At 64.6% G+C, this 17,508-nt stretch carries 15 protein-coding genes and 1 pseudogene; 9 read left to right on the top strand and 7 right to left on the bottom strand.

Annotation, left to right across the window (positions count from 1 at the left end):
* Nucleotides 1-50: 50 nt before the first annotated feature.
* Complete coding sequence (locus ABIB54_RS13320; RefSeq protein WP_185201515.1) at nucleotides 51-1,043, bottom strand: ribonucleotide-diphosphate reductase subunit beta; 993 nt, start codon at nucleotides 1,041-1,043, stop codon at nucleotides 51-53.
* Nucleotides 1,044-1,290: 247 nt separating this feature from the next.
* Nucleotides 1,291-3,831, bottom strand: coding sequence for a ribonucleoside-diphosphate reductase subunit alpha (locus tag ABIB54_RS13315; RefSeq protein ID WP_354576006.1), 2,541 nt, complete (start codon nucleotides 3,829-3,831; stop codon nucleotides 1,291-1,293).
* A 293-nt stretch (nucleotides 3,832-4,124) separates the two neighbouring features.
* On the opposite strand from ABIB54_RS13315, the gene ABIB54_RS13310 reads away from it, so the two are divergent.
* Together ABIB54_RS13310 and ABIB54_RS13305 are read left to right on the top strand one after the other, a co-directional pair.
* Entirely contained in the window at nucleotides 4,125-5,336 is a 1,212-nt protein-coding gene (locus ABIB54_RS13310) for an MFS transporter (protein WP_354576005.1), read from the top strand.
* A 116-nt stretch (nucleotides 5,337-5,452) separates the two neighbouring features.
* Nucleotides 5,453-6,280, top strand: coding sequence for an aldo/keto reductase (locus ABIB54_RS13305; protein WP_354576004.1), 828 nt, complete (start codon nucleotides 5,453-5,455; stop codon nucleotides 6,278-6,280).
* 27 nt (nucleotides 6,281-6,307) lie between these two features.
* Here ABIB54_RS13305 and ABIB54_RS13300 read toward each other — a convergent pair whose 3' ends face one another.
* Both ABIB54_RS13300 and ABIB54_RS13295 read right to left on the bottom strand, forming a co-directional pair.
* Nucleotides 6,308-7,306, bottom strand: a complete 999-nt coding sequence (locus tag ABIB54_RS13300; RefSeq protein ID WP_354576003.1) for an aldo/keto reductase — start codon at nucleotides 7,304-7,306, stop codon at nucleotides 6,308-6,310.
* 78 nt (nucleotides 7,307-7,384) lie between these two features.
* Nucleotides 7,385-7,630: a hypothetical protein gene (locus ABIB54_RS13295; RefSeq protein WP_354576002.1), complete on the bottom strand. Its 246-nt coding sequence runs from the start codon at nucleotides 7,628-7,630 to the stop codon at nucleotides 7,385-7,387.
* Nucleotides 7,631-7,757: 127 nt separating this feature from the next.
* On the opposite strand from ABIB54_RS13295, the gene ABIB54_RS13290 reads away from it, so the two are divergent.
* Complete coding sequence (locus ABIB54_RS13290; protein WP_354576001.1) at nucleotides 7,758-8,606, top strand: DUF4349 domain-containing protein; 849 nt, start codon at nucleotides 7,758-7,760, stop codon at nucleotides 8,604-8,606.
* Nucleotides 8,607-8,623: 17 nt separating this feature from the next.
* On the opposite strand, the gene ABIB54_RS13285 is transcribed toward ABIB54_RS13290, so the two are convergent.
* The gene (locus tag ABIB54_RS13285; RefSeq protein WP_354576000.1) at nucleotides 8,624-10,192 is read right to left on the bottom strand and encodes a transporter; all 1,569 of its coding nucleotides are present in this window, start codon (nucleotides 10,190-10,192) and stop codon (nucleotides 8,624-8,626) included.
* Nucleotides 10,174-10,977 carry an ABC transporter ATP-binding protein gene (locus tag ABIB54_RS13280; RefSeq protein WP_354575999.1) on the bottom strand — a complete coding sequence of 268 codons (804 nt, stop codon included), beginning with the start codon at nucleotides 10,975-10,977 and terminating at the stop codon, nucleotides 10,174-10,176. Before ABIB54_RS13280 ends, ABIB54_RS13285 begins: the two co-directional genes overlap by 19 nt.
* 1,468 nt (nucleotides 10,978-12,445) lie before the next feature.
* Here ABIB54_RS13280 and ABIB54_RS13275 point away from each other — a divergent pair.
* Complete coding sequence (locus tag ABIB54_RS13275; RefSeq protein WP_354575998.1) at nucleotides 12,446-13,222, top strand: enoyl-CoA hydratase/isomerase family protein; 777 nt, start codon at nucleotides 12,446-12,448, stop codon at nucleotides 13,220-13,222.
* 249 nt (nucleotides 13,223-13,471) lie between these two features.
* Here the strand turns inward: ABIB54_RS13275 and ABIB54_RS13270 are convergent, their stop codons facing one another.
* Complete coding sequence (locus ABIB54_RS13270; protein WP_354575997.1) at nucleotides 13,472-13,636, bottom strand: hypothetical protein; 165 nt, start codon at nucleotides 13,634-13,636, stop codon at nucleotides 13,472-13,474.
* A gap of 284 nt (nucleotides 13,637-13,920) precedes the next feature.
* On the opposite strand from ABIB54_RS13270, the pseudogene ABIB54_RS13265 reads away from it, so the two are divergent.
* The 5 genes and pseudogenes from ABIB54_RS13265 to ABIB54_RS13245 form a co-directional block, all read left to right on the top strand.
* Nucleotides 13,921-14,124: pseudogene (locus ABIB54_RS13265) on the top strand (GntR family transcriptional regulator); the annotation flags it as partial.
* A gap of 9 nt (nucleotides 14,125-14,133) precedes the next feature.
* Nucleotides 14,134-14,607 (top strand): GntR family transcriptional regulator, encoded by a 474-nt coding sequence (locus ABIB54_RS13260; RefSeq protein ID WP_354576067.1) that lies wholly within the window; start codon nucleotides 14,134-14,136, stop codon nucleotides 14,605-14,607.
* A 210-nt stretch (nucleotides 14,608-14,817) separates the two neighbouring features.
* Complete coding sequence (locus ABIB54_RS13255) at nucleotides 14,818-15,579, top strand: electron transfer flavoprotein subunit beta/FixA family protein (RefSeq protein ID WP_354575996.1); 762 nt, start codon at nucleotides 14,818-14,820, stop codon at nucleotides 15,577-15,579.
* 22 nt (nucleotides 15,580-15,601) lie between these two features.
* On the top strand, nucleotides 15,602-16,570 hold the full coding sequence (locus ABIB54_RS13250) for an electron transfer flavoprotein subunit alpha/FixB family protein (RefSeq protein WP_354575995.1): 969 nt from the start codon (nucleotides 15,602-15,604) through the stop codon (nucleotides 16,568-16,570).
* Complete coding sequence (locus ABIB54_RS13245) at nucleotides 16,567-17,478, top strand: cytochrome b/b6 domain-containing protein (protein ID WP_354575994.1); 912 nt, start codon at nucleotides 16,567-16,569, stop codon at nucleotides 17,476-17,478. Before ABIB54_RS13250 ends, ABIB54_RS13245 begins: the two co-directional genes overlap by 4 nt.
* Nucleotides 17,479-17,508: the final 30 nt, after the last annotated feature.

Below are 17,508 nucleotides of genomic sequence, written 5' to 3'. Positions count from 1 at the left end.
GACCCAGTCGACCCGCGCGATCTTCAGGAGTTCCCCGGGACCGAAGGCGGCTACTTCGCGCCCACAGTCGCCGAGGCGTTCGACTCGTACGACGTGTTGGTCGACTCGAAGAAGTTGACCAGCTGGAGGGTGTCGTTCGCGGTCGCCATCCACTTGGCCGGGTTGGTCACGTTGTACTCGGCTTCGAAGCCGAGCTCCTCGAGACGACGGTCCGCCAGGTACTTGACGTACTGGTTGATGTAGTTGGCGTTGAGGCCGAGGATGCCGCCCGGAAGCAGGTCGCGGTTGTACTGCTCCTCGAGCTCCACGGCATCCAGGATCATCTGCTTGATCTCGGCGGCGAACTCCTCGGTCTGCAGGTCGGGGTTCTCTTCGAGCACCGTGAGGATGAGGTTGATGCCGAACTTGAGGTGAAGGGACTCGTCACGCACGACCCAGTCCATGAGGGATCCGAAGTTGCGCAGCAGGTTGCGCTGGCGGAACGACAGCGCGACCATGAAGCCCGAATAGAACCAGAGGCCCTCGAGGATCACGTTGTACGCCACGAGGTTGCGCACGAAGTCCTTCTTGCCCTCGGTGGTGGTGATGTCGAGAGTGTTCTCCGTCATGCGACGGATGTACTTGATCTCGAACTCCTCCTTCTTCGCCATGGAGGGGATGTCGACGTGCGAGTTGTACGCCGCCTCGCGGTCGATCGGGAAGGTCTCGAGCACGTACTCGAAGGACATGCAGTGGTTGGCCTCTTCCCACATCTGCTTCGCGAGGTAGATGCTGCACTCCGCCGCGTTCACGTAGGGGTACACACCGAAGGCGAGCGCCTTGTTCACGAGCAGCTCGTTCGGGTTGAAGTAGCTCATGAGGAAGGTCACCGCGTGGCGCTCTTCATCCGTCATCTTCTTGAAGTCGGCGATGTCTTCGCCGAGCTGGATCTCGTTGGGGAACCAGGTGTTCGCGACGGCCTGGTCGTACAGGTCCATCGCCCACTGGTAACGGATCGGTTTGAGGAGCAGCCCCTCTTGCAGGCCGGTTCCAAGAATTCCCATGTCCTGTGCTTCTTTCTATTAGCTGTGTGTGATGCTCTGCTGTTCGTCTGCTGTTACTTCTGAGGTGCACATGGTGATCGAGTAGGGCGCTCAGCGCCCGTGTCGAGATCAGCCCGTGTCGAGATCCGCCCGTGTCGAGATCAGCCCGTGTCGAACGTCCCGACTACTGGCAGCTCTCGCACTGCAGGTCGTCCATCGGATCGACCGGAACCTCGTATTCGAATACCCGGGTGTCGTTATTCACTGTCTACTCTCCTGACTTGGGAGCGAGCCCACCGAAGCCGAACCCGCGCTTGGGTGCCGGAGCCTCGGAGACGGGAACTGCCGGAGCGGAGGCGGTCGGCAGAGCGCCGGCGGATTCCACCGCCGGAGCGGAGGCCGGTCCAGCCGAGCCGAAGCCCTTGCGCACGGCACCTCCCGCTCCGCCACCGATCTGCTCCGACTTGTTCACCTTCACTGTCGACTGCTCGGCAGTGTGGCGTGGCTTCATGTGCAGGTAGTAGGTGGTCTTGACGCCACGCTCCCATGCCCCCATGTAGATATCCATCATGTCGCCGAGGTCCCGCGTCTCAAGATACATGTTGCGGCTGATCGACTGGTCGACCCACTTCTGGGCCCGGGCCGCCACCTCGAGGAAGGAGTACGGCGAGAGCTGGAAGCTCGTCTTGTAGGTGGCCTTGATGTGGTCCGGAATGGCCTCGATGCCCTGGATGTCGCCCTGGCTGCGCAGGATCGATTCGCGGGTCGAGTCCCAGATGCCGAGCTCCTGCAGGTCGGACACGAGGTTGCGGTTCACCTCGAGGAACTTGCCGTTTGAGGTCGCGCGGCTGAAGATCTGCGAGAACTGCGGGTCGAGACCCGGAGTCGTGCCGGCGACGAGACCGATGGATGCCGTCGGTGCGATCGCCATGAGCGTCGCGTTACGCATGCCGCCCTTCACCTTGGTGCGCAGGGCATCCCAGTCGAGCCGCGTGGTGCGGTTGACCTCGATGCTCGTGCCGCGGTCGGCCTCGGTGAGCGCGATCGAGTCGAACGGCACGAGGCCCTTCGACCAGCCCGATCCTTCGAAGTTCGCGTACGAACCGCGCTCCTTGGCCAGGTTGGCGCTCTCGTCGATCGCCGCATAGGAGACGTGCTCCATGATCTCGTCGATCAGGTCGTAGGCCTCTTCGCTCTCGTAGCTGAATCCGAGCCGCTCCACGACATCCGTGAAGCCCATCACTCCCAGTCCGACGGCGCGGTTCTGCTGGTTAGAGAAGTCCGCCTCCTTCACCGAGGACCGGGTGATGTCGATGAGGTTGTCGAGCTGCCGAACGGCAAGGCGAGCGCTCTCTTCGATCTTCGCCCAGTTCATCGCGAGCACCCGTCCCTCGCCGGTCAGCGAGTCGAGGTGGCGCGACAGGTTGATCGAAACCAGGTTGCAGACGGAGACGTTGTCTTCGTCCTGCGGGAGGGTGATCTCGGTGCAGAGGTTGGAGAGGTGGATCGTTCCCGTGTTGTTGTTGAGCGCACGGAGGTTGATCGTGTCCTTCCAGCACAGCCACGGGTGGCTGGTGGTCTGCAGGGAGATGAGGATCGACTTGAACTGTTCGCGAGCGGTGATCTTCTTGAACATGTGCATCTCGCCGGCTTCGGCCTTGGCGACGTACTCGTTGTACTTCGCCGAGAACTCCTTGCCGTAGAGCTCGTTCAGATCCTGCACCTCGAGCGGGTCGAAGAGGTACCAGTCGTCGTCGTTCTGCACGCGCTTCATGAACTCGTCCGAGATCCAGACCGCGGTGTTCGCGGTGCGGGTGCGGCGGTACGGGTCTCCGGAGTTCTGGCGAAGGTCGAGGAACTCGGGGAAGTCGAGGTGCCAGTTCTCCATGTAGAAGCAGAGGGCACCGAACTTCTTGCCTCCACGGCTGACCGCCCGCAGGATCGAGTCGATCGTGTGCATGAACGGGATCGGGCCGGTCGAGGTGGTGTTGTTCGAGCGGATCGGCGAGCCCTGGGCGCGCAGCTTGGTGACGCTGAGGCCGATGCCGCCGGTGCCCTTTGTCAGCCACATGACATCGCGGGTGGTCTTCGCGATGTGCTCCATGTCGTCCTGCATCTCCATGACGAAGCAGTTGGCGAGCTGCGGGTAGATGGTGCCCGCGTTGACGAGGGTGGAGCCAGCAGCGATGTACTCGAGGCTCGACATCTTCTCGTAGAAGGCGATGGCGTGCTCGGTGGGGTTTGCCTCGTTGAGCGAGAGGCCCATGGCGATGCGCATCCAGAAGTACTGGGGAACCTCGAGGGCGTCGCCGTTGCGTCCCTTGATGCCGTAGCGGTTGTTGAGGGTGACGACCCCGATGTACTTGAGCAGCTCGTCGTGCGAGGGCTCGAGTGCGTTGGCGAGGGCGTCGAGGTCGAAGAGCTGGGTGAGACGCGAGTCGAGGAGGAGTTCCTCGACGCCACGGGTCACGTTCGCGGCGAAATGGCTGGCGTGGAGGGCCTTCAGCTCTTCTGCGGTCTCGTAGTCGCCGAGCACGCGCTTGTAGATGGTCTTGAGCAGCAGTCGAGCGGCCACCGTGTCGAATGCCGGGTCGTCCTTGACGTTCTGCAGGGCGACCTGGATGACCGCCTCATCGAGCTGCTGAGTGGTGATGCCGTCGAACAGGGTCAACTCGAGCTCACTGGCGATCTGCGTGACCCAGGTGATGTTCTCGTCGAGACCGGCACTGGCGTGCTCGATCGCGAGGTTGATCTTGTTCGCGTCGTACGGCTCTCGCTGTCCATTGCGCTTGACTACGGTGATTGCCACGTTTGCTTCCCCTCGTGCGCCCCTCAGCGAGGCCGAAATAGTGTGCGGAAACCGTCATTTCACGCTCCTCGACCGATGAAATCGATGAGCGGGGGTTCCGCGGTTTGACCACTATATAGCGGGCCTCCGACAAAGCGGTAACCCCATATGTAGTGGGCGTGTCGTCCACAGCTTGTGGATAAGTTCGCGGGTTTTTGCACAGGCTGTGCACAATCTCCGCGGTCTCGATTGCGACACTATCCCCGACATCCGACCCCGGTGGACCGGCGCCCAACCGATAGGCTTGCAGCCTTGTGAAGACCTACCTGAGCCTCCTGAAAACGCGCGGCGTCGCGCGCATCATGGCAGCCCAGTTGGTGGCTCGATTCCCCAATGGAATGCTCTCCCTGGCCTTCCTTCTCCACATCGAACACATCTCCGGCACCTATTTCGCCGCCGGACTCGTCCTGGCCGCCACCAGCATCGGCCAGGCGATCGCCGGCCCCCTCACCAGCCGCTGGATGGGCGTCTGGGGGATGCGCCGCGTGCTCGTGCTCACGACGATCGTGTGTGCGACTGCCGTTGGCACCATCGCTCTCGCGCCCGCACTTCCGATCGGGCTCTACATGGCGATCGGATTCGTCGGCGGACTCAGCACTCCCCCGATCCAGCCGGCGGTGCGCACCATCTATCCCAAGATGGTCAACTCAAGGCAGCTCACCCCGCTGTTCTCACTCGACGCCTCGGCGCAGGAGGTCATCTGGGTGCTCGGGCCGGTGATCACGACCTTCCTCGCCATCCAGGTGAGCACCGTGCTCGCGATTCTCGTCGCGCTCGCTTTCTTGGTCGGTGGTGGCATCTGGTTCATCTCCTCCCCCGAAGTCGGGCGCGTGCGGATCCCCCGAAGCAAGCGCAATCTCGGAGCCGTGCTGAAGAAGCCGGCAGTGCTGCTGGCGACAACGACCGGATTCCTTCTCGTCGGGGCCTGCGCCGCCATCGAGGCCGGGGTGGTCTCGGCATTCGGAGACAGCGGATCGGAGGCGGGCCTCGTGCTCGGCCTCTTCGCCGTCGGATCGCTCATCGGCGGACTCGCCCTCGGGCACATCCCCATCGGCCCCTGGGCGCTCGCCCGTCGCCTGTTCGCCATCTTCGTCGGGATGTCTCTCGCCGCGGTATCCCTCAACTTCTGGTGGCTCGCCGTCACCCTCCTGATCGCGGGGATCGGCATCGCCCCGGCCCTCGCGGTGATGTTCGCCATCGTGTCGTCGAGCGTGAGATTCAGTGAGACCGCCGAAGCCTACGGCTGGGTGGGCACGGGCCAGCTCATCGGCGCAGCGATCGGTTCCGCCGTGGCCGGGTTCATGATCGACCGGTTCACCGCCCCCGGCGCGTTCTGGGTTGCTGCCGCGTTTGCGGGACTCGGATTCCTCATCCCCACCATCTTCCACCGGGCACACCCCGACCTCCGCGGTCGTGACGCCAGCCCCATCCCCGACACGGAACCGATCGCGACCCATCCCGGCTAGCGTCCCCGTGCATTCCGGTGACGGCTGTGCCGCTTCGGGCCGGCGCGGAGCCGGGAATTCGCAGGAGAGCAGTCCGGGCCGGCCCCCGCTCGGCGACGGTCTTCGATAATGGAACGATGACGACAACGACCTCACCCCTCCTCGCGATGAACGATGGCCGCGACATCCCGCAACTCGGCCTCGGCGTGTACAAGGTGGCGGATGCCGAAGCTGCGCGCGTCGTGGAGCTCGCCATCGACGCGGGCTACCGTCATATCGACACCGCCACCCTGTACAACAACGAGCGCGGCGTCGGCGACGGTGTGCGCGCCTCCGGGGTGCCGAGAGACGAGGTCTTCGTCACCACGAAGGTGTGGGATGACGACCACGGCTTCGACAAGACCCGCCGCGCCTTCGACACGAGCCTCGAGTTGCTCGGGTTCGATTATGTCGACCTGTACCTCATCCATTGGCCGGTGCCGTCGAAGGACCTGTTCGTGGAGACCTGGCGCGCACTGGAGGCGATCAAGGCCGACGGTCGGGTGCTCTCGATCGGGGTCTCGAACTTCGCACCGCACCATATCGACCGGCTGCTCGCCGAGACCGAGACGGTGCCGGCGATCAATCAGGTGGAGCTGCACCCCTGGCTCCCCCAGCGCGAGGTGCGCGACTTCGACGCGAGCAACGGCATCCTCACCGAGGCGTGGTCACCCCTCGCCCGCGGACGACTGATCGGCGACCGAGTGCTCGACGCGATCGCGGCGAAGCACGAGCGCAGCGCCGCTCAGGTGGTGATCCGCTGGCATCTCCAGCTGGGCAACGTGGTGATCCCGAAATCGGTGACGGCCAGTCGCATCACGGAGAACTTCGACGTGTTCGACTTCGAACTGGATGCCGAGGATCTTGCCGCGATCGCCGGGCTCGAGTCGGGCGTGCGCACCGGGATGGAGCCGGACGCACACTGAGGGGTCTCGATGCGGGAGTGCGCGAGCTCACCAGCGATCGTGGATTGCGGCGCGAAACTCACGGTCGTACAGCTCGGTCACGGCGGCCGTGAACGCCGGGCTCAACGGGGGCACCGAACCGGCCGCGGCGTTACTCACGGCCTGGGACACATTCCGCGCGCCGGGAATGACCGCGCTCACTCCCTCGAGCTGCGCAACCCAGGCGAGGGCGACCTGCGCCGTGGTGAACCCGGATGCCGCGGCCTCGGACGGAAGCAGCGCGGCGAATTCCCGCGCGGCCGCCACTCCCCGTTCGAAGTCGACTCCCGAGAAGGTCTCCCCCACGTCGAACGCGGAGCCGTCACGGTTGTAGGTGCGATGGTCGTTCGCCGCGAAGGTCGTTTCGGCGGTGTACTTGCCGCTCAACAGCCCGGAGGCCAGCGGAACCCGGGCGATGATGCCGACGCCGGCCGCGATGGCGGCGGGCAGCACGGCATCCAGCGGCTTCAGCCGGAAGGCGTTGAGGATGATCTGCACCGTGGCGACATTCGGCCGGGCGATGGCCGTGAGCGCCTCATCCGCGGTCTCGACGCTCACGCCGTACGCGGCGATCGCGCCCTCGGCGACAAGGGTATCCAGATCGTCGAAGACCCGATCGGTGGAGAAGACAGCGGTGGGCGGGCAGTGCAACTGCACGAGATCGAGAGTGTCGGTGCGCAGGTTCGCGCGGGAGCGGTCGGTCCACTCCCGGAACTTCGAGAGCGTGAAGTTGCCCGCATCCTGGGCCTCCCGTCGACCCATCTTGGTGGCGACGGTGATGTCGTGCCCCGATCGGTCGGCGAGGTAGCCGCCGATCAGCTGTTCGCTGCGGCCATCGCCGTAGACGTCGGCGGTGTCGAAGAGAGTGACGCCGGCCTCGGCGGATGCGTCGAGCACAGCCCGGGCGTCCGCCTCCGTCACCTCGCCCCAGTCCGCACCGAGCTGCCAGGTGCCGAGGGCGATTGCGGAGACGGAGCGGTGGGTGCGGCCGAGGGTGCGAGTGTCCATCACTCCAGCCTAGGTCGCCCCCGTCGAGCTCCGCTCAGCCTGGTCGCACAGACTGGTCGCACGACTCGCTCGAAGGACTCAGTCGCGCAGCTCTTCCTTGTACTCGTTCTTCGCCTTGGTGGCGTCGCGATCGGCTTCGGCCTTGGAGACCTCGCCCTCGGCGCGCTTGACTTCACCCTCCGCCTTCACCTCGTCGACGCGGTCACTCACGCGTTCCTTGGTGTCGTCGGCCCACTCGCCGATCTTCTTGCCGGTCGCTTCCGCAGCGTCTTTGGCATTGTCCATCAGGCCCATGATCTCTCCTTCGTCTGGTGTTGATGACACGGTAATCCCCGCCGTGGCACCCTCATGCGGCTCCCACACGATTCCCAGAATCGCAGCCTGTCGTGACGAACGAATCGCCAGAAACGTTGGGTGGCGGCTCGCCGGAGCACCCGCCTAGCGTGAGGGCATGAGGCGCATACCGGTCACGACACTCCTGCTCGTCACTGCACTCGGTCTCGCGGGATGCACCGCATCCGCCGGATCGGTGCAGTCTGACAGCTCTGGCAGTTCGATCGCGCGTGCGCCGATGATGGCGCCGGAGAAGGCCGCAGGCACCGTGGGCGCGGCATCCACGCCGGCAACCCGCTCGGTGATCACCACCGGCACGCTCTCGATCACCGTCGATGAGCCCTCGGTCTCGGCAGAGAGGGCCGTGACGATCACGGAGGCGGCTGGCGGTCATGTCGACGGACGCACCGAGCATCCCACGACGGAAGGCGTCCCGGGGACCGCCCGGCTGGTGTTGCGGATCCCTGCCACCAGGCTGGATGCGGCGCTCACGGAGTTGAAGAAACTGGGGCGTGTGGAGAACGTGTCCCTGGCGACCCAGGATGTCACCGGCCAGTCCCAGGATCTGGCGGCGCGCATCACTGCGCTGAGCACCTCGGTCGACCGACTGGTCGAGCTCCTGTCCCGCGCCACCACCACCGCCGACCTCATCTCCATCGAGACCGTGCTCTCCGACCGGCAGGCCAACCTCGAGAGCCTGCAGGCCCAGAAGCGTGGGCTCGACGACCAGGTGGACCTCGCCACGCTCACCGTGGACTTCGGCACGGTCACCACCGCTCCCGTGCGCCCTCCCGCCACCTTCCTCTCGGGTCTCATCGCCGGCTGGGGCTCCTTGCTTGCCTTCCTCTCCGGAGCGCTGGTGGTGGTGGGAGTCGCGCTCCCCTGGATCGCCTGCGCGGCGATTCTCGCCGCACTGGCCGTCTACGTCGTGCGTCGCCGACGCACACGCGTCATCCGGCAGTCGTGAGGGAGCGCCGGGGTACCTCAGCGCTGGCGGGCGAGATGCTCCAGCAGTTCCGGTGCCGCCCGGTCCAGCTGCGCTCCGCCGAGACGGATGCCCAGCACCATGAGTCCGGAACCGAGGGCGATACCGACCACGAGCCCGATCCATCCCAGAACGTCGACCCCGGTCGCCGCTCCGACCACCGCGAGGACGAGTTCGGGCAGCACGAGCACCCCGAGCACCCCCCAGGTGGCGAAGGTGGTGAGGGCCGTCGTGAAGCCAGCCCCGGGTGCCGCCTTGAACGGGTTGTCGCCCGGTCCCGGCACGGGGATGACGATGCGGGCCGAGGAATAGCTCGAGACCCCGAGCCCGCTGAGGAAGATGCCGATCGAGAGCCCGAGAAGGCCGGGCAGCACCGACCACGATCCGCTGATCCAGACCGAACCGATGCTGAAGATGATCACGATCGGCAATCCGAAGCTGCCGAGAGCGGCGGCCCGGCCGAGCCGGTCATCCCTGCCTCGGATGCCGGATGAGATCTGCGTCGCGAAGGCGGTGCCCTCGTAAGACAGGTCGGAGAAGATCGACAGCGAGAGCAGCAGCGCGACGATCGGACCGACGGAGTGCAGAAGGTCGAGCGCCCCGTTGCGGCTGTAGAAGAACATCAGGGCTGGAATGAGCGGCACGACGAGCAACTGGCGGGCGTAGCGCGGGTCCCGGATCCAGTAGGTGAGGGAACGGGCCGCGACCGCCCCGGCCGGCGTCGCCGGAAAGCGGCCGAGCCACCCGAGTTTGCCGCTGCCGCGACTGCGCGAGGCTGTGTGGGCCGGAGTGATGAGGGCGAGCGCGAGGCTGCGGCGCCAGAGAAGCAGGAGAAGGAGCAGGGTGGCGACACCGATCAGGAAGTGGAGGGCGGCTTCGCCAGGATTTCCGAGCGCGAGGTCCGAAGGCACCGCCCAGAGTGCGCCGAGGGGCGTCCAGGCGAGCGCATTCGCGAGGCCGGGAAGAGCATCCGTGGCCGTGCGGATGCCGGAGGAGAGCGACACGATGATCGGTCCGAGCAAGAAGAGAGGGATGATCGCGAGGAATCCCGCAGCTTCTCGAAAGCGGCGACCGGAGGTGAAAGTGGAACTGAGCGTGGTGACCGCGCGCGATCCGACGATGCAGGTCGCGGCAGCGATGGCCGCGCAGAGGCCCGCGACCAGCGCGATCAGCGGATGCTGCCACCAGGTGCCCGCGGTAGCCAGCGACGCGAGCAGGGTCACGATTCCGGGCACCCCCACGAGACCACTCAGGGCGAGACCGAGCAGCAGGGTGTTCAACGGAATCGGGAAGGTCACCAGTCGTGCGGGTTCGAGGGTCTGGTCGATCCCGGAGGCCAGGAGCGGGATGAGCACCCAGCCGAGGACGAGGGCCGAGCCCGCGAGCACCACGACGGTGCGAGCGATCCCCACCGGCACGCCGCTGAGCGCCACGAGCCCGATCGTGCTGCCGAACAGGATGCCGATGCCGTAGAGAGCACCGAAAATCACCGCGACGAGCTGCCAGGTGCTGCGCAGAAGGGAGTTCTTGAGAACGAGGAGGCGAAGCCTCAGGAGATTCGCAACCACTCGGGCCCCTCCGCGTGGTGTCGCCCGCCGACCAGTTCGACGAACCGGTCTTCCAGCGTGGACCCGCCACGCACCTCGTCGACGGTCCCAGCCGCAAGCACCCTCCCCGCCGAGATCACCGCGACGTGGTCGCACATGCGCTGCACGAGATCCATGGCGTGACTCGACACGATGACGGTGCCCCCGGATGAGACATAGCCCTGCAGGATGTCGCGGATGTTCGCCGCCGAGACCGGGTCGACCGACTCGAATGGCTCATCCAGCACCAGCAGTCGCGGTGCGTGCACGAGCGCGCAGGCCAGGGCGATCTTCTTCGTCATGCCCGCCGAGTAGTCGACCACGAGGGTTCCGCTCGCCCCCTGCAGGTCGAGCAGCCGGAGCAGGTCGTCCACCCGTTCCGCGACTGTCGGCCGGTCCATCCCCGTCAAGAGTCCCGAGTAGGTGACGAGCTGCTCCCCGGTGAGGCGGTCGAACAGGCGCACGCCGTCGGAGAGCACCCCGACGAGCCGCTTCGCCTCGACGAGGTTGCGCCAGACGTCCACCCCGTGCAGCGTGATGGTGCCGGCATCCGGTCTCAGAAGCCCGGTGGCCATCGAGAGGGTCGTGGTCTTTCCGGCACCGTTCGGGCCGACGAGGCCGTAGAAGGAGCCGGTGGGAACATCCAGGCTGAGATCGTCGACGGCATTCTTCTCGCCGAAGCGCTTGTACAGGCCTCGGATGCTCAAGGCCGCCTGAGGGGGGATGGACTCGGTCTGGCGCGGGCTCTCCGGCAGGTTCTGTGGCACGAGCGTCACCCTAGTCGACGGCGCCGCCAAGGGCCGGTGCGCGGGACCCGGCAGACGAAAAACTCCCCGCGATCGTCGGCGGTGATGCCGTGTCGCGGGGAGTTTCTGCGGTACCGGTGGACCCTAGGAGATTCGAACTCCTGACCTCCTCGATGGAGATGAGCGAATCCTCGACCTCTTTTTGCGCGCCGTTTGCTTCCCGATCCCTGCTATCACGGGGATTTTGACAAATTGAGCACACACGTTCGATTGATTCAAAGCGTGGGCAAAACGTGGGCAAATTCGATACGGACTGTCTAGACATGTCTCTAGACATGTCTCTTACTGCCACCGCAGCCGACCGTATTCGCCTCTCGCCACCAGCCAGAAGCCCGGAAACCGCGCCCAGCCGCGCACACCAACCGCCTCCCGGCCGCTGTGCGCGCCGACCAGCGTCTGGACGCCAACCGGCCTCGACCGCGCACGCGGGCTCTGAGCGCATCAGCCAACCCCACTCCACCCGGCCTATCAGCCGTTGCCCCCATGCAGTCGCACCGTCCTCTCTTCGCAACTCCCGGTAACCGCGCCGCCTCTCGAACGCCTCTGCCCGCGCTCGCCGCGTTTCTCCCCCTTACCGCGGCTGTGAGATGACGGGGCGGGCAGTGCCCTCACGATCGTGTCGGTCAGCGTTTCGGCTGCGGCCCGCGGTGGCTGGCCCAGAGGGCTCTTGATCGGCGGCGATTAGGGATCTGGAGCGGGGACTGAGGCGCGGAGCGCCGGCTGGATGTCGGCCGCCGCCGACGGGATCAGCTGCTCGAAGCCGCCACCCAAGATCTGCTGGCCGTCCGGAAACACGGTGGCGCTGGGCTAGTCCTGGTGTCTTGCTGGGCAGTCCTGTAGAGGGCAGGCACGACGCCTTCATTGCCAACACGTTCGGGACTGCTGACGATTTAGTTGACTCAATCGAACCGACAGCAGTCCCGGCGCCCCTGCCACAGGTAGCGCCGCGATCACCCGTCACGATCGCGGCAGTGCGGAACCCAGGTCCAGAATTCAAGACGCTCCAACGGCGCGATCCGATCTGGGGATAGCCGTCCGTCACGATAGGCGAATCGTTGCTTCGCGGCGAAGGCGGCAAGTCGCTTCTCGAACGGGTTATCGCCGCGCAGCCGGGGTGCGCGCCTGAGCGTTTCGGTGAAGTGGCGGTAGTCGATCAGGTTCCTGACCCAGGCGTCGCTTCCAAGTTGAGGGTGGTCGAGAGCCTCCAGGGGCCCCGCTGTACTCGTCTTCCGAGCTTCGGCCGGATTGGGGCGGTCGAGCTGTTTTTCTCTGTGCATCTGCGCTCCTAGACAGTTCTTCCGCAATCATCAGGAGAACTGTGTTCGCGCGACTGTCCGCCAGGTTGCATGTAGCATATCGGTCTGCCAAAATGATAATGTCGTCCCGCACATGTCGGCGCGCACCATCGTGTCCATCCGGAAGAGCACAGATGAAGCAAGCGAAGTCGATCGGATCACGGGTCCGCCTCGTCCAGGACGGCGGCCGCTGGGACATTGTGCTCAGTTCCCCTGATCGGCGCAACGCGCTCGACCTGCAGGCCACCGGCGAACTGCGGGATGCCGTGCGCGAGGTTGCTGCCCACGGAGACGACGTGAGCGTCGTGGTCCTGCGCGCCGAAGGGACGAACTTCAGCGTCGGAGGTGATCTCAAAGAGTTCGCCGCCCACCAACGCGACGCGACAGAGCATCTGAGGGCGACCGTCGAGCCCCTGCACGAGGCCGTCATGCTTTTGGCATCTTTCCCGTGCCCGGTAGTCACGGTCGCGCAGGGCGCGATCGCGGGCGCAGGCATCGGCCTCGCCTATAGCGGTGACGTAGTGGTTCTCGCTGATGATGCGGTCTCGCGATTGGCCTACACCGCCGTCGGGCTCTCTCCCGACGGCGGTGCGAGCTACTTGCTCCCCCGCGCACTCGGCGAACGCCTGGCGATCGACCTGCTGCTCACCAATCGTTCTTTCACCGCGAGCGAGGCGCTCGCGTGGGGCTTGGCCTCCCGCGTGGTACCCGCCGCGGAGCTTCGGGCAGAGACGGATCGCGTTGTGGCCGCACTCCTCGAGGTTTCCTCCGAGTCCCTGGCCGCCACCAAACGGCTGGCGAAGCAGTCCATGCCGCTGGCCGAACAACTGAACGCCGAGGCGGAGTCGATCACGAACCTCATTGCAACCCGGGCCGCACAGACCCTGATTCAAAGTTTCGGGCAACGCTAGGCGGACTACACATGCGCGTCCACGTTGAGTTCGAACCCTAATATCCGACCGCCACCCCTTGTGTCACGCTCAACATCGTCCTGATGCGGGAGGCAGAGCGCCAACCACCCGGAGTTCGCCAGAATTCATCGTCGTTGCACCCGAAGGTGTATGGCCCGGGATCACCGCCCACCAGGCGGTAGGCGACGAACTCCGGGAATCTGATCGCACTATCGTCGTCCAATTACGCCGTGCCATTGTCCGCAATGTTCAGCGCATATCCCTCCTCGGGGAGAGGAGGCCTTGAGCCGCACCCCAACCGAAGTTGTTCATCATCTCGGTGATATCAATGCGATGAACGTTGAGTTGATTGCAGCGCCACTCGGCATCGTCGGTCCAGATCGGCCGGAACAGCTCGCCGTCGACGCGTTCCATTTCTGGTCATAGGGTGATTGCAGTTCGGCGATAACCTCTCGATAGCTCTGCTCAGCAAGAAGTTGTCATCGTCGACCTATCAGGAAGTCCCCAGAGAGTACCGGAAGGTGGTGGCCGTCATCACTGGAAGCCTGCTTGAATGCGCCCTCAACATCCCTGTTGAGAACATATTGCATGTATCGCGATTCGCATATTGCACATACGTGTGAGGCCGGTCGGAAGTCCCGGTTAGTCGCTCAGCGTGTAAGTTTCTGATCACACGAAACGCTAGGACGGGAGATCGCGTGCGACCTTTGGAAGGTGGAAAGTCGCTCCTTGATCGAGTGACAGACTCACTTCGCAGGGCGATTCTGGCGGGGGAGCTTCCACCCGGTTCTCGGCTCAGCGTGCCAGACATCGCGCGCCAGCTCAACGTCAGTCGCACTCCCGCGAGAGAGGCCCTCATGCGACTTCAACATGAGGGGCTCGTCGATGTGACCCCGCGGCGTGGCGCGGTCGTGCTCAACGGATCGACAGCGGATCTGCGCGAACTGTTCCAGTACAGAGAAGCTCTTGAGGGCATGGCGGCACGCCTTGCCGCCACCCAGATGTCCGATCGCGAGAAGCAGGATCTCCGTGATTCTTACCGCAAACATGTCCGCGCCGTCCAGGCGCAGGATCTCGCTGGGCATGAGAAGTACGACAGAGCGTTCCACGAGGCGTTTATCGAAGGTTCCGGCAATCGTCGAATAGTCGAAGAGCTCCAGCGTGTGCGAGCGCTGCTCAAGCTTCTGATGCGAGAAATGGCGGCCCTGCCCGGCGCTCTATCGGAGCCGCTCCTCACGGCTCACGACCGTCTACTAATTGCAATCGAGGAATGTGATGGTGAAGGCGCCGAGAAGGCCGCCCGCCAGCACGTACGTGGCATCCTCGAGTTCTCGATCGAGCATCCAGACACTGCCTCTGCCGTGCCCCTGCCTCGCGAGGAGTAGGACTCGCGGCAACCGTGTCAGTTGGGTTTGTTATCCGTCCGCGTGTTGCGGATCGTCGCGCCAAACTATCAATACGTGTTGCATGTAGCGTGCAACTATTCTAGAGTCGACATCGACCTCAAGTGATAGTCCCTAGAGGTCGGGGTTCACGCGTGGCTGTCCTGCCGCAAGAGTTCCGTCATGGCACACGAACGAGCAGAGGAGCGACCAATGAAGATTGCCGTCCTGGTCAAACAAGTGCCGGACACTTGGGGTGTGCGTCAGCTCGATCTCGAGACCGGCCGTGTCGACCGCAACGCCTCCGATCGGGTCATTGACGAGGTCGGTGAACGCGCACTTGAAGTTGCTCTGACGATCAAGGACTCCACCTCTGACGCCGAAGTCGTCGTTATCACGATGGGCCCGAGCCAGAGCGTCGACGCGCTGCGCAAGGCGCTGTCCATGGGAGCCGACTCCGGCGTACACATTCTCTCGGACGCCCTCGTGGGAGCGGACATGCTCTGTACAGCGGGGGCGCTAGCGGCCGCATTGCGCGGGCAGGCTTTCGACCTGATCCTCGCGGGGAACGAATCGACCGATGGCCGCGGGGGCATCGTGCCTGCCATGATCGCGGAGCTGCTTGGGATGCCGGCCCTCCTCGAGCTCGACAGTATCGATATCACGCCCAGCCAGGTGTCCGGGATGCGAGGCGCCGATCACGGAACGGTGAGCGTCCACACCCCCCTTCCCGCAGTGGTGAGCGTGTCTGAGCGCACACCGGAGGCGCGATTTCCGAGCTTCAAGGGCATCAGGACCGCGAAGAAGAAGCCTGTGGCCGTCCAAATTGCCGAGCCTGCCGCACTGGCTTCGTCGGTTGTTTTGACGACTACATCGCGTGCGGCGCGGTCCGCCGGTCGGATCGTGACGGACGATGGATCTTCCGCTGCCGCCTCCGAGCTCGTGCAGTATCTTGCCGACCGACGACTCATCTGACCGAGTCCCGAAGGAGACGACGATGTCAACGTGCCTAGTATTCATTGAGAGCGCGCCCGGTGGTGGGGTGCGCAGTTCAGCGGCGGAGTTGATTGGGGCCGCGAGTGCCCTCGGAAGGGTAGTCGCCGTGGTCACGGCACCTCTCGCTGCAGTGGACGCGGTGGTTGACGAGCTTGGCCGCTACGGTGCGGATGAGGTGCTCGTGGGCGAGTCATCCTCGCTTGGCGAGGTGCTTGGCCGCCTGCAAGTTGAGGCGGTGACCTCCGTCCTGGCGAACACGTCACCAGTTGCCGTGCTGCTCGCGAACTCGACTCTCAGTCGCGAGGTTGCGGGTCGAGTGGCGGCGCGCACGGGAAATGCCGTCCTTGCTGATGCGATCGGGGTTCGCTTGGACGGGGACCGAGTGGTCGGCCTACACTCGGTGTTCGGCGGCGCGTACACGACCGAATCCGCTGTCGACCGCGGTATCCCGATCGTGACGATCAGAGAAGGGGCAATCTCCGGACGCGCCTCCCCACGAACTCCCACGAGCACGATCGTTCCCGTGATCGTCGATGGCCCCGCAGCCTCAATCGATTCCGTGGAGGTGGTGCACTCCAACACATCACGGCCGGACCTACGCAGCGCGCAAATCGTCGTGTCGGGGGGGAGAGGACTCGGCTCGAAGGAGAAATTTGTTGTGGTCGCGGGCTTGGCCGATGCGCTGGGCGCCGCAATCGGCGCATCCCGCGCAGCCGTGGATGCCGGCTATGTTCCGAAGAGCTATCAGGTAGGCCAGACCGGCGTCATTGTGTCTCCTGACCTGTACGTCGCCCTGGGTATTTCTGGTGCCATTCAGCATCGGGCGGGAATGCAGACCGCTAAGACGATCGTCGCGATCAACAAGGATGCTGATGCACCAATCTTCGAGGTTGCCGACTTCGGGATCGTCGGTGACCTGTTCACTGTGGTGCCGCAGCTCGTCAACGAGATCGCGGCGCGGAAGAAGTGACCACGGTGGCTGCCTTACGTAACCGACACACTCTGCTGTGGTGCGTTGCAGCGCTGATCGCCATGGTCGTCGTGGTGTTGATCGCGCGGTGGCTTCGCGAGATGTCTGCGGTTCAGTCGTTCGTCTTCGCCTATCCGGGTGCGACTCCACTTCCTACGAGTGCTCCGATCGGGCTGCCCGCGTGGGTGGGGTGGCAGCATTTCCTCAATGTGTTCTTCATGGTGCTCATCGTCAAGACTGGATGGTCGGTGCGGACGAAGGCGCGTCCTGCGGCCTACTGGACTCGCATGGTTGGTCCAACGAACTCGGCTCGGCCCCCTAAGCGGATCTCCCTCGACTTGTGGTTCCACCTAAGCCTCGACGTTCTCTGGATGGTAAACGGCATTCTGTTCATTGTGCTGCTATTCGCCACTGCTCAATGGGTCCGCCTTGTCCCGACCAGCTGGGAGGTCGTGCCAAACGCTCTCTCGACCGCCCTGCAGTACGCCTCCCTGAACTGGCCCACCGAGAACGGCTGGGTCAACTACAACAGCCTTCAGCTGCTGGCCTACTTCTCCATCGTTTTTGTCGCGGCCCCGCTGGCGATCATCACAGGAGTGCGGATGTCGCCCTTATGGCCCGACACGGCCGAGCGTGCTGGCCGGGTCTTCCCCATCGAGCTCGCACGTGCGGTTCACTATCCAGTGATGCTCTACTTCGTGTTGTTCGCGATCGCCCACGTGACCCTGGTGTTGGCGACTGGCGCGCTGCGCAACCTGAACCACATGTATGCCGCCCGGGATGAGACCTCATGGGTCGGGTTTGCGTTGTTCGCTGCATCCGCCGTTGCGATGGTCGCGGCGTGGATCTTTGCTCGCCCTGTCATTCTGAGACCGATCGCCGCCCTAACCGGCAAACTCAACCGGTGACGCTCTAGTGGAATTGAGACCCCTCGCAAT

The sequence above is a fragment of the Frigoribacterium sp. UYMn621 genome (assembly GCF_040549525.1).
Lineage (GTDB): Bacteria > Actinomycetota > Actinomycetes > Actinomycetales > Microbacteriaceae > Lacisediminihabitans.
This window is presented reverse-complemented; position numbering and strand designations above follow the sequence as displayed.

Coding starts and splice junctions, on each gene's coding strand:
- ABIB54_RS13320 (WP_185201515.1), bottom strand. CDS start 1,043: ATGGGAATTCTTGGAACCGGCCTGCAAGAGGGGCTGCTCCTCAAACCG.
- ABIB54_RS13305 (WP_354576004.1), top strand. CDS start 5,453: ATGACGACAACGACCTCACCCCTCCTCGCGATGAACGATGGCCGCGAC.
- ABIB54_RS13300 (WP_354576003.1), bottom strand. CDS start 7,306: ATGGACACTCGCACCCTCGGCCGCACCCACCGCTCCGTCTCCGCAATC.
- ABIB54_RS13290 (WP_354576001.1), top strand. CDS start 7,758: ATGAGGCGCATACCGGTCACGACACTCCTGCTCGTCACTGCACTCGGT.
- ABIB54_RS13275 (WP_354575998.1), top strand. CDS start 12,446: ATGAAGCAAGCGAAGTCGATCGGATCACGGGTCCGCCTCGTCCAGGAC.
- ABIB54_RS13270 (WP_354575997.1), bottom strand. CDS start 13,636: ATGGAACGCGTCGACGGCGAGCTGTTCCGGCCGATCTGGACCGACGAT.
- ABIB54_RS13255 (WP_354575996.1), top strand. CDS start 14,818: ATGAAGATTGCCGTCCTGGTCAAACAAGTGCCGGACACTTGGGGTGTG.
- ABIB54_RS13250 (WP_354575995.1), top strand. CDS start 15,602: ATGTCAACGTGCCTAGTATTCATTGAGAGCGCGCCCGGTGGTGGGGTG.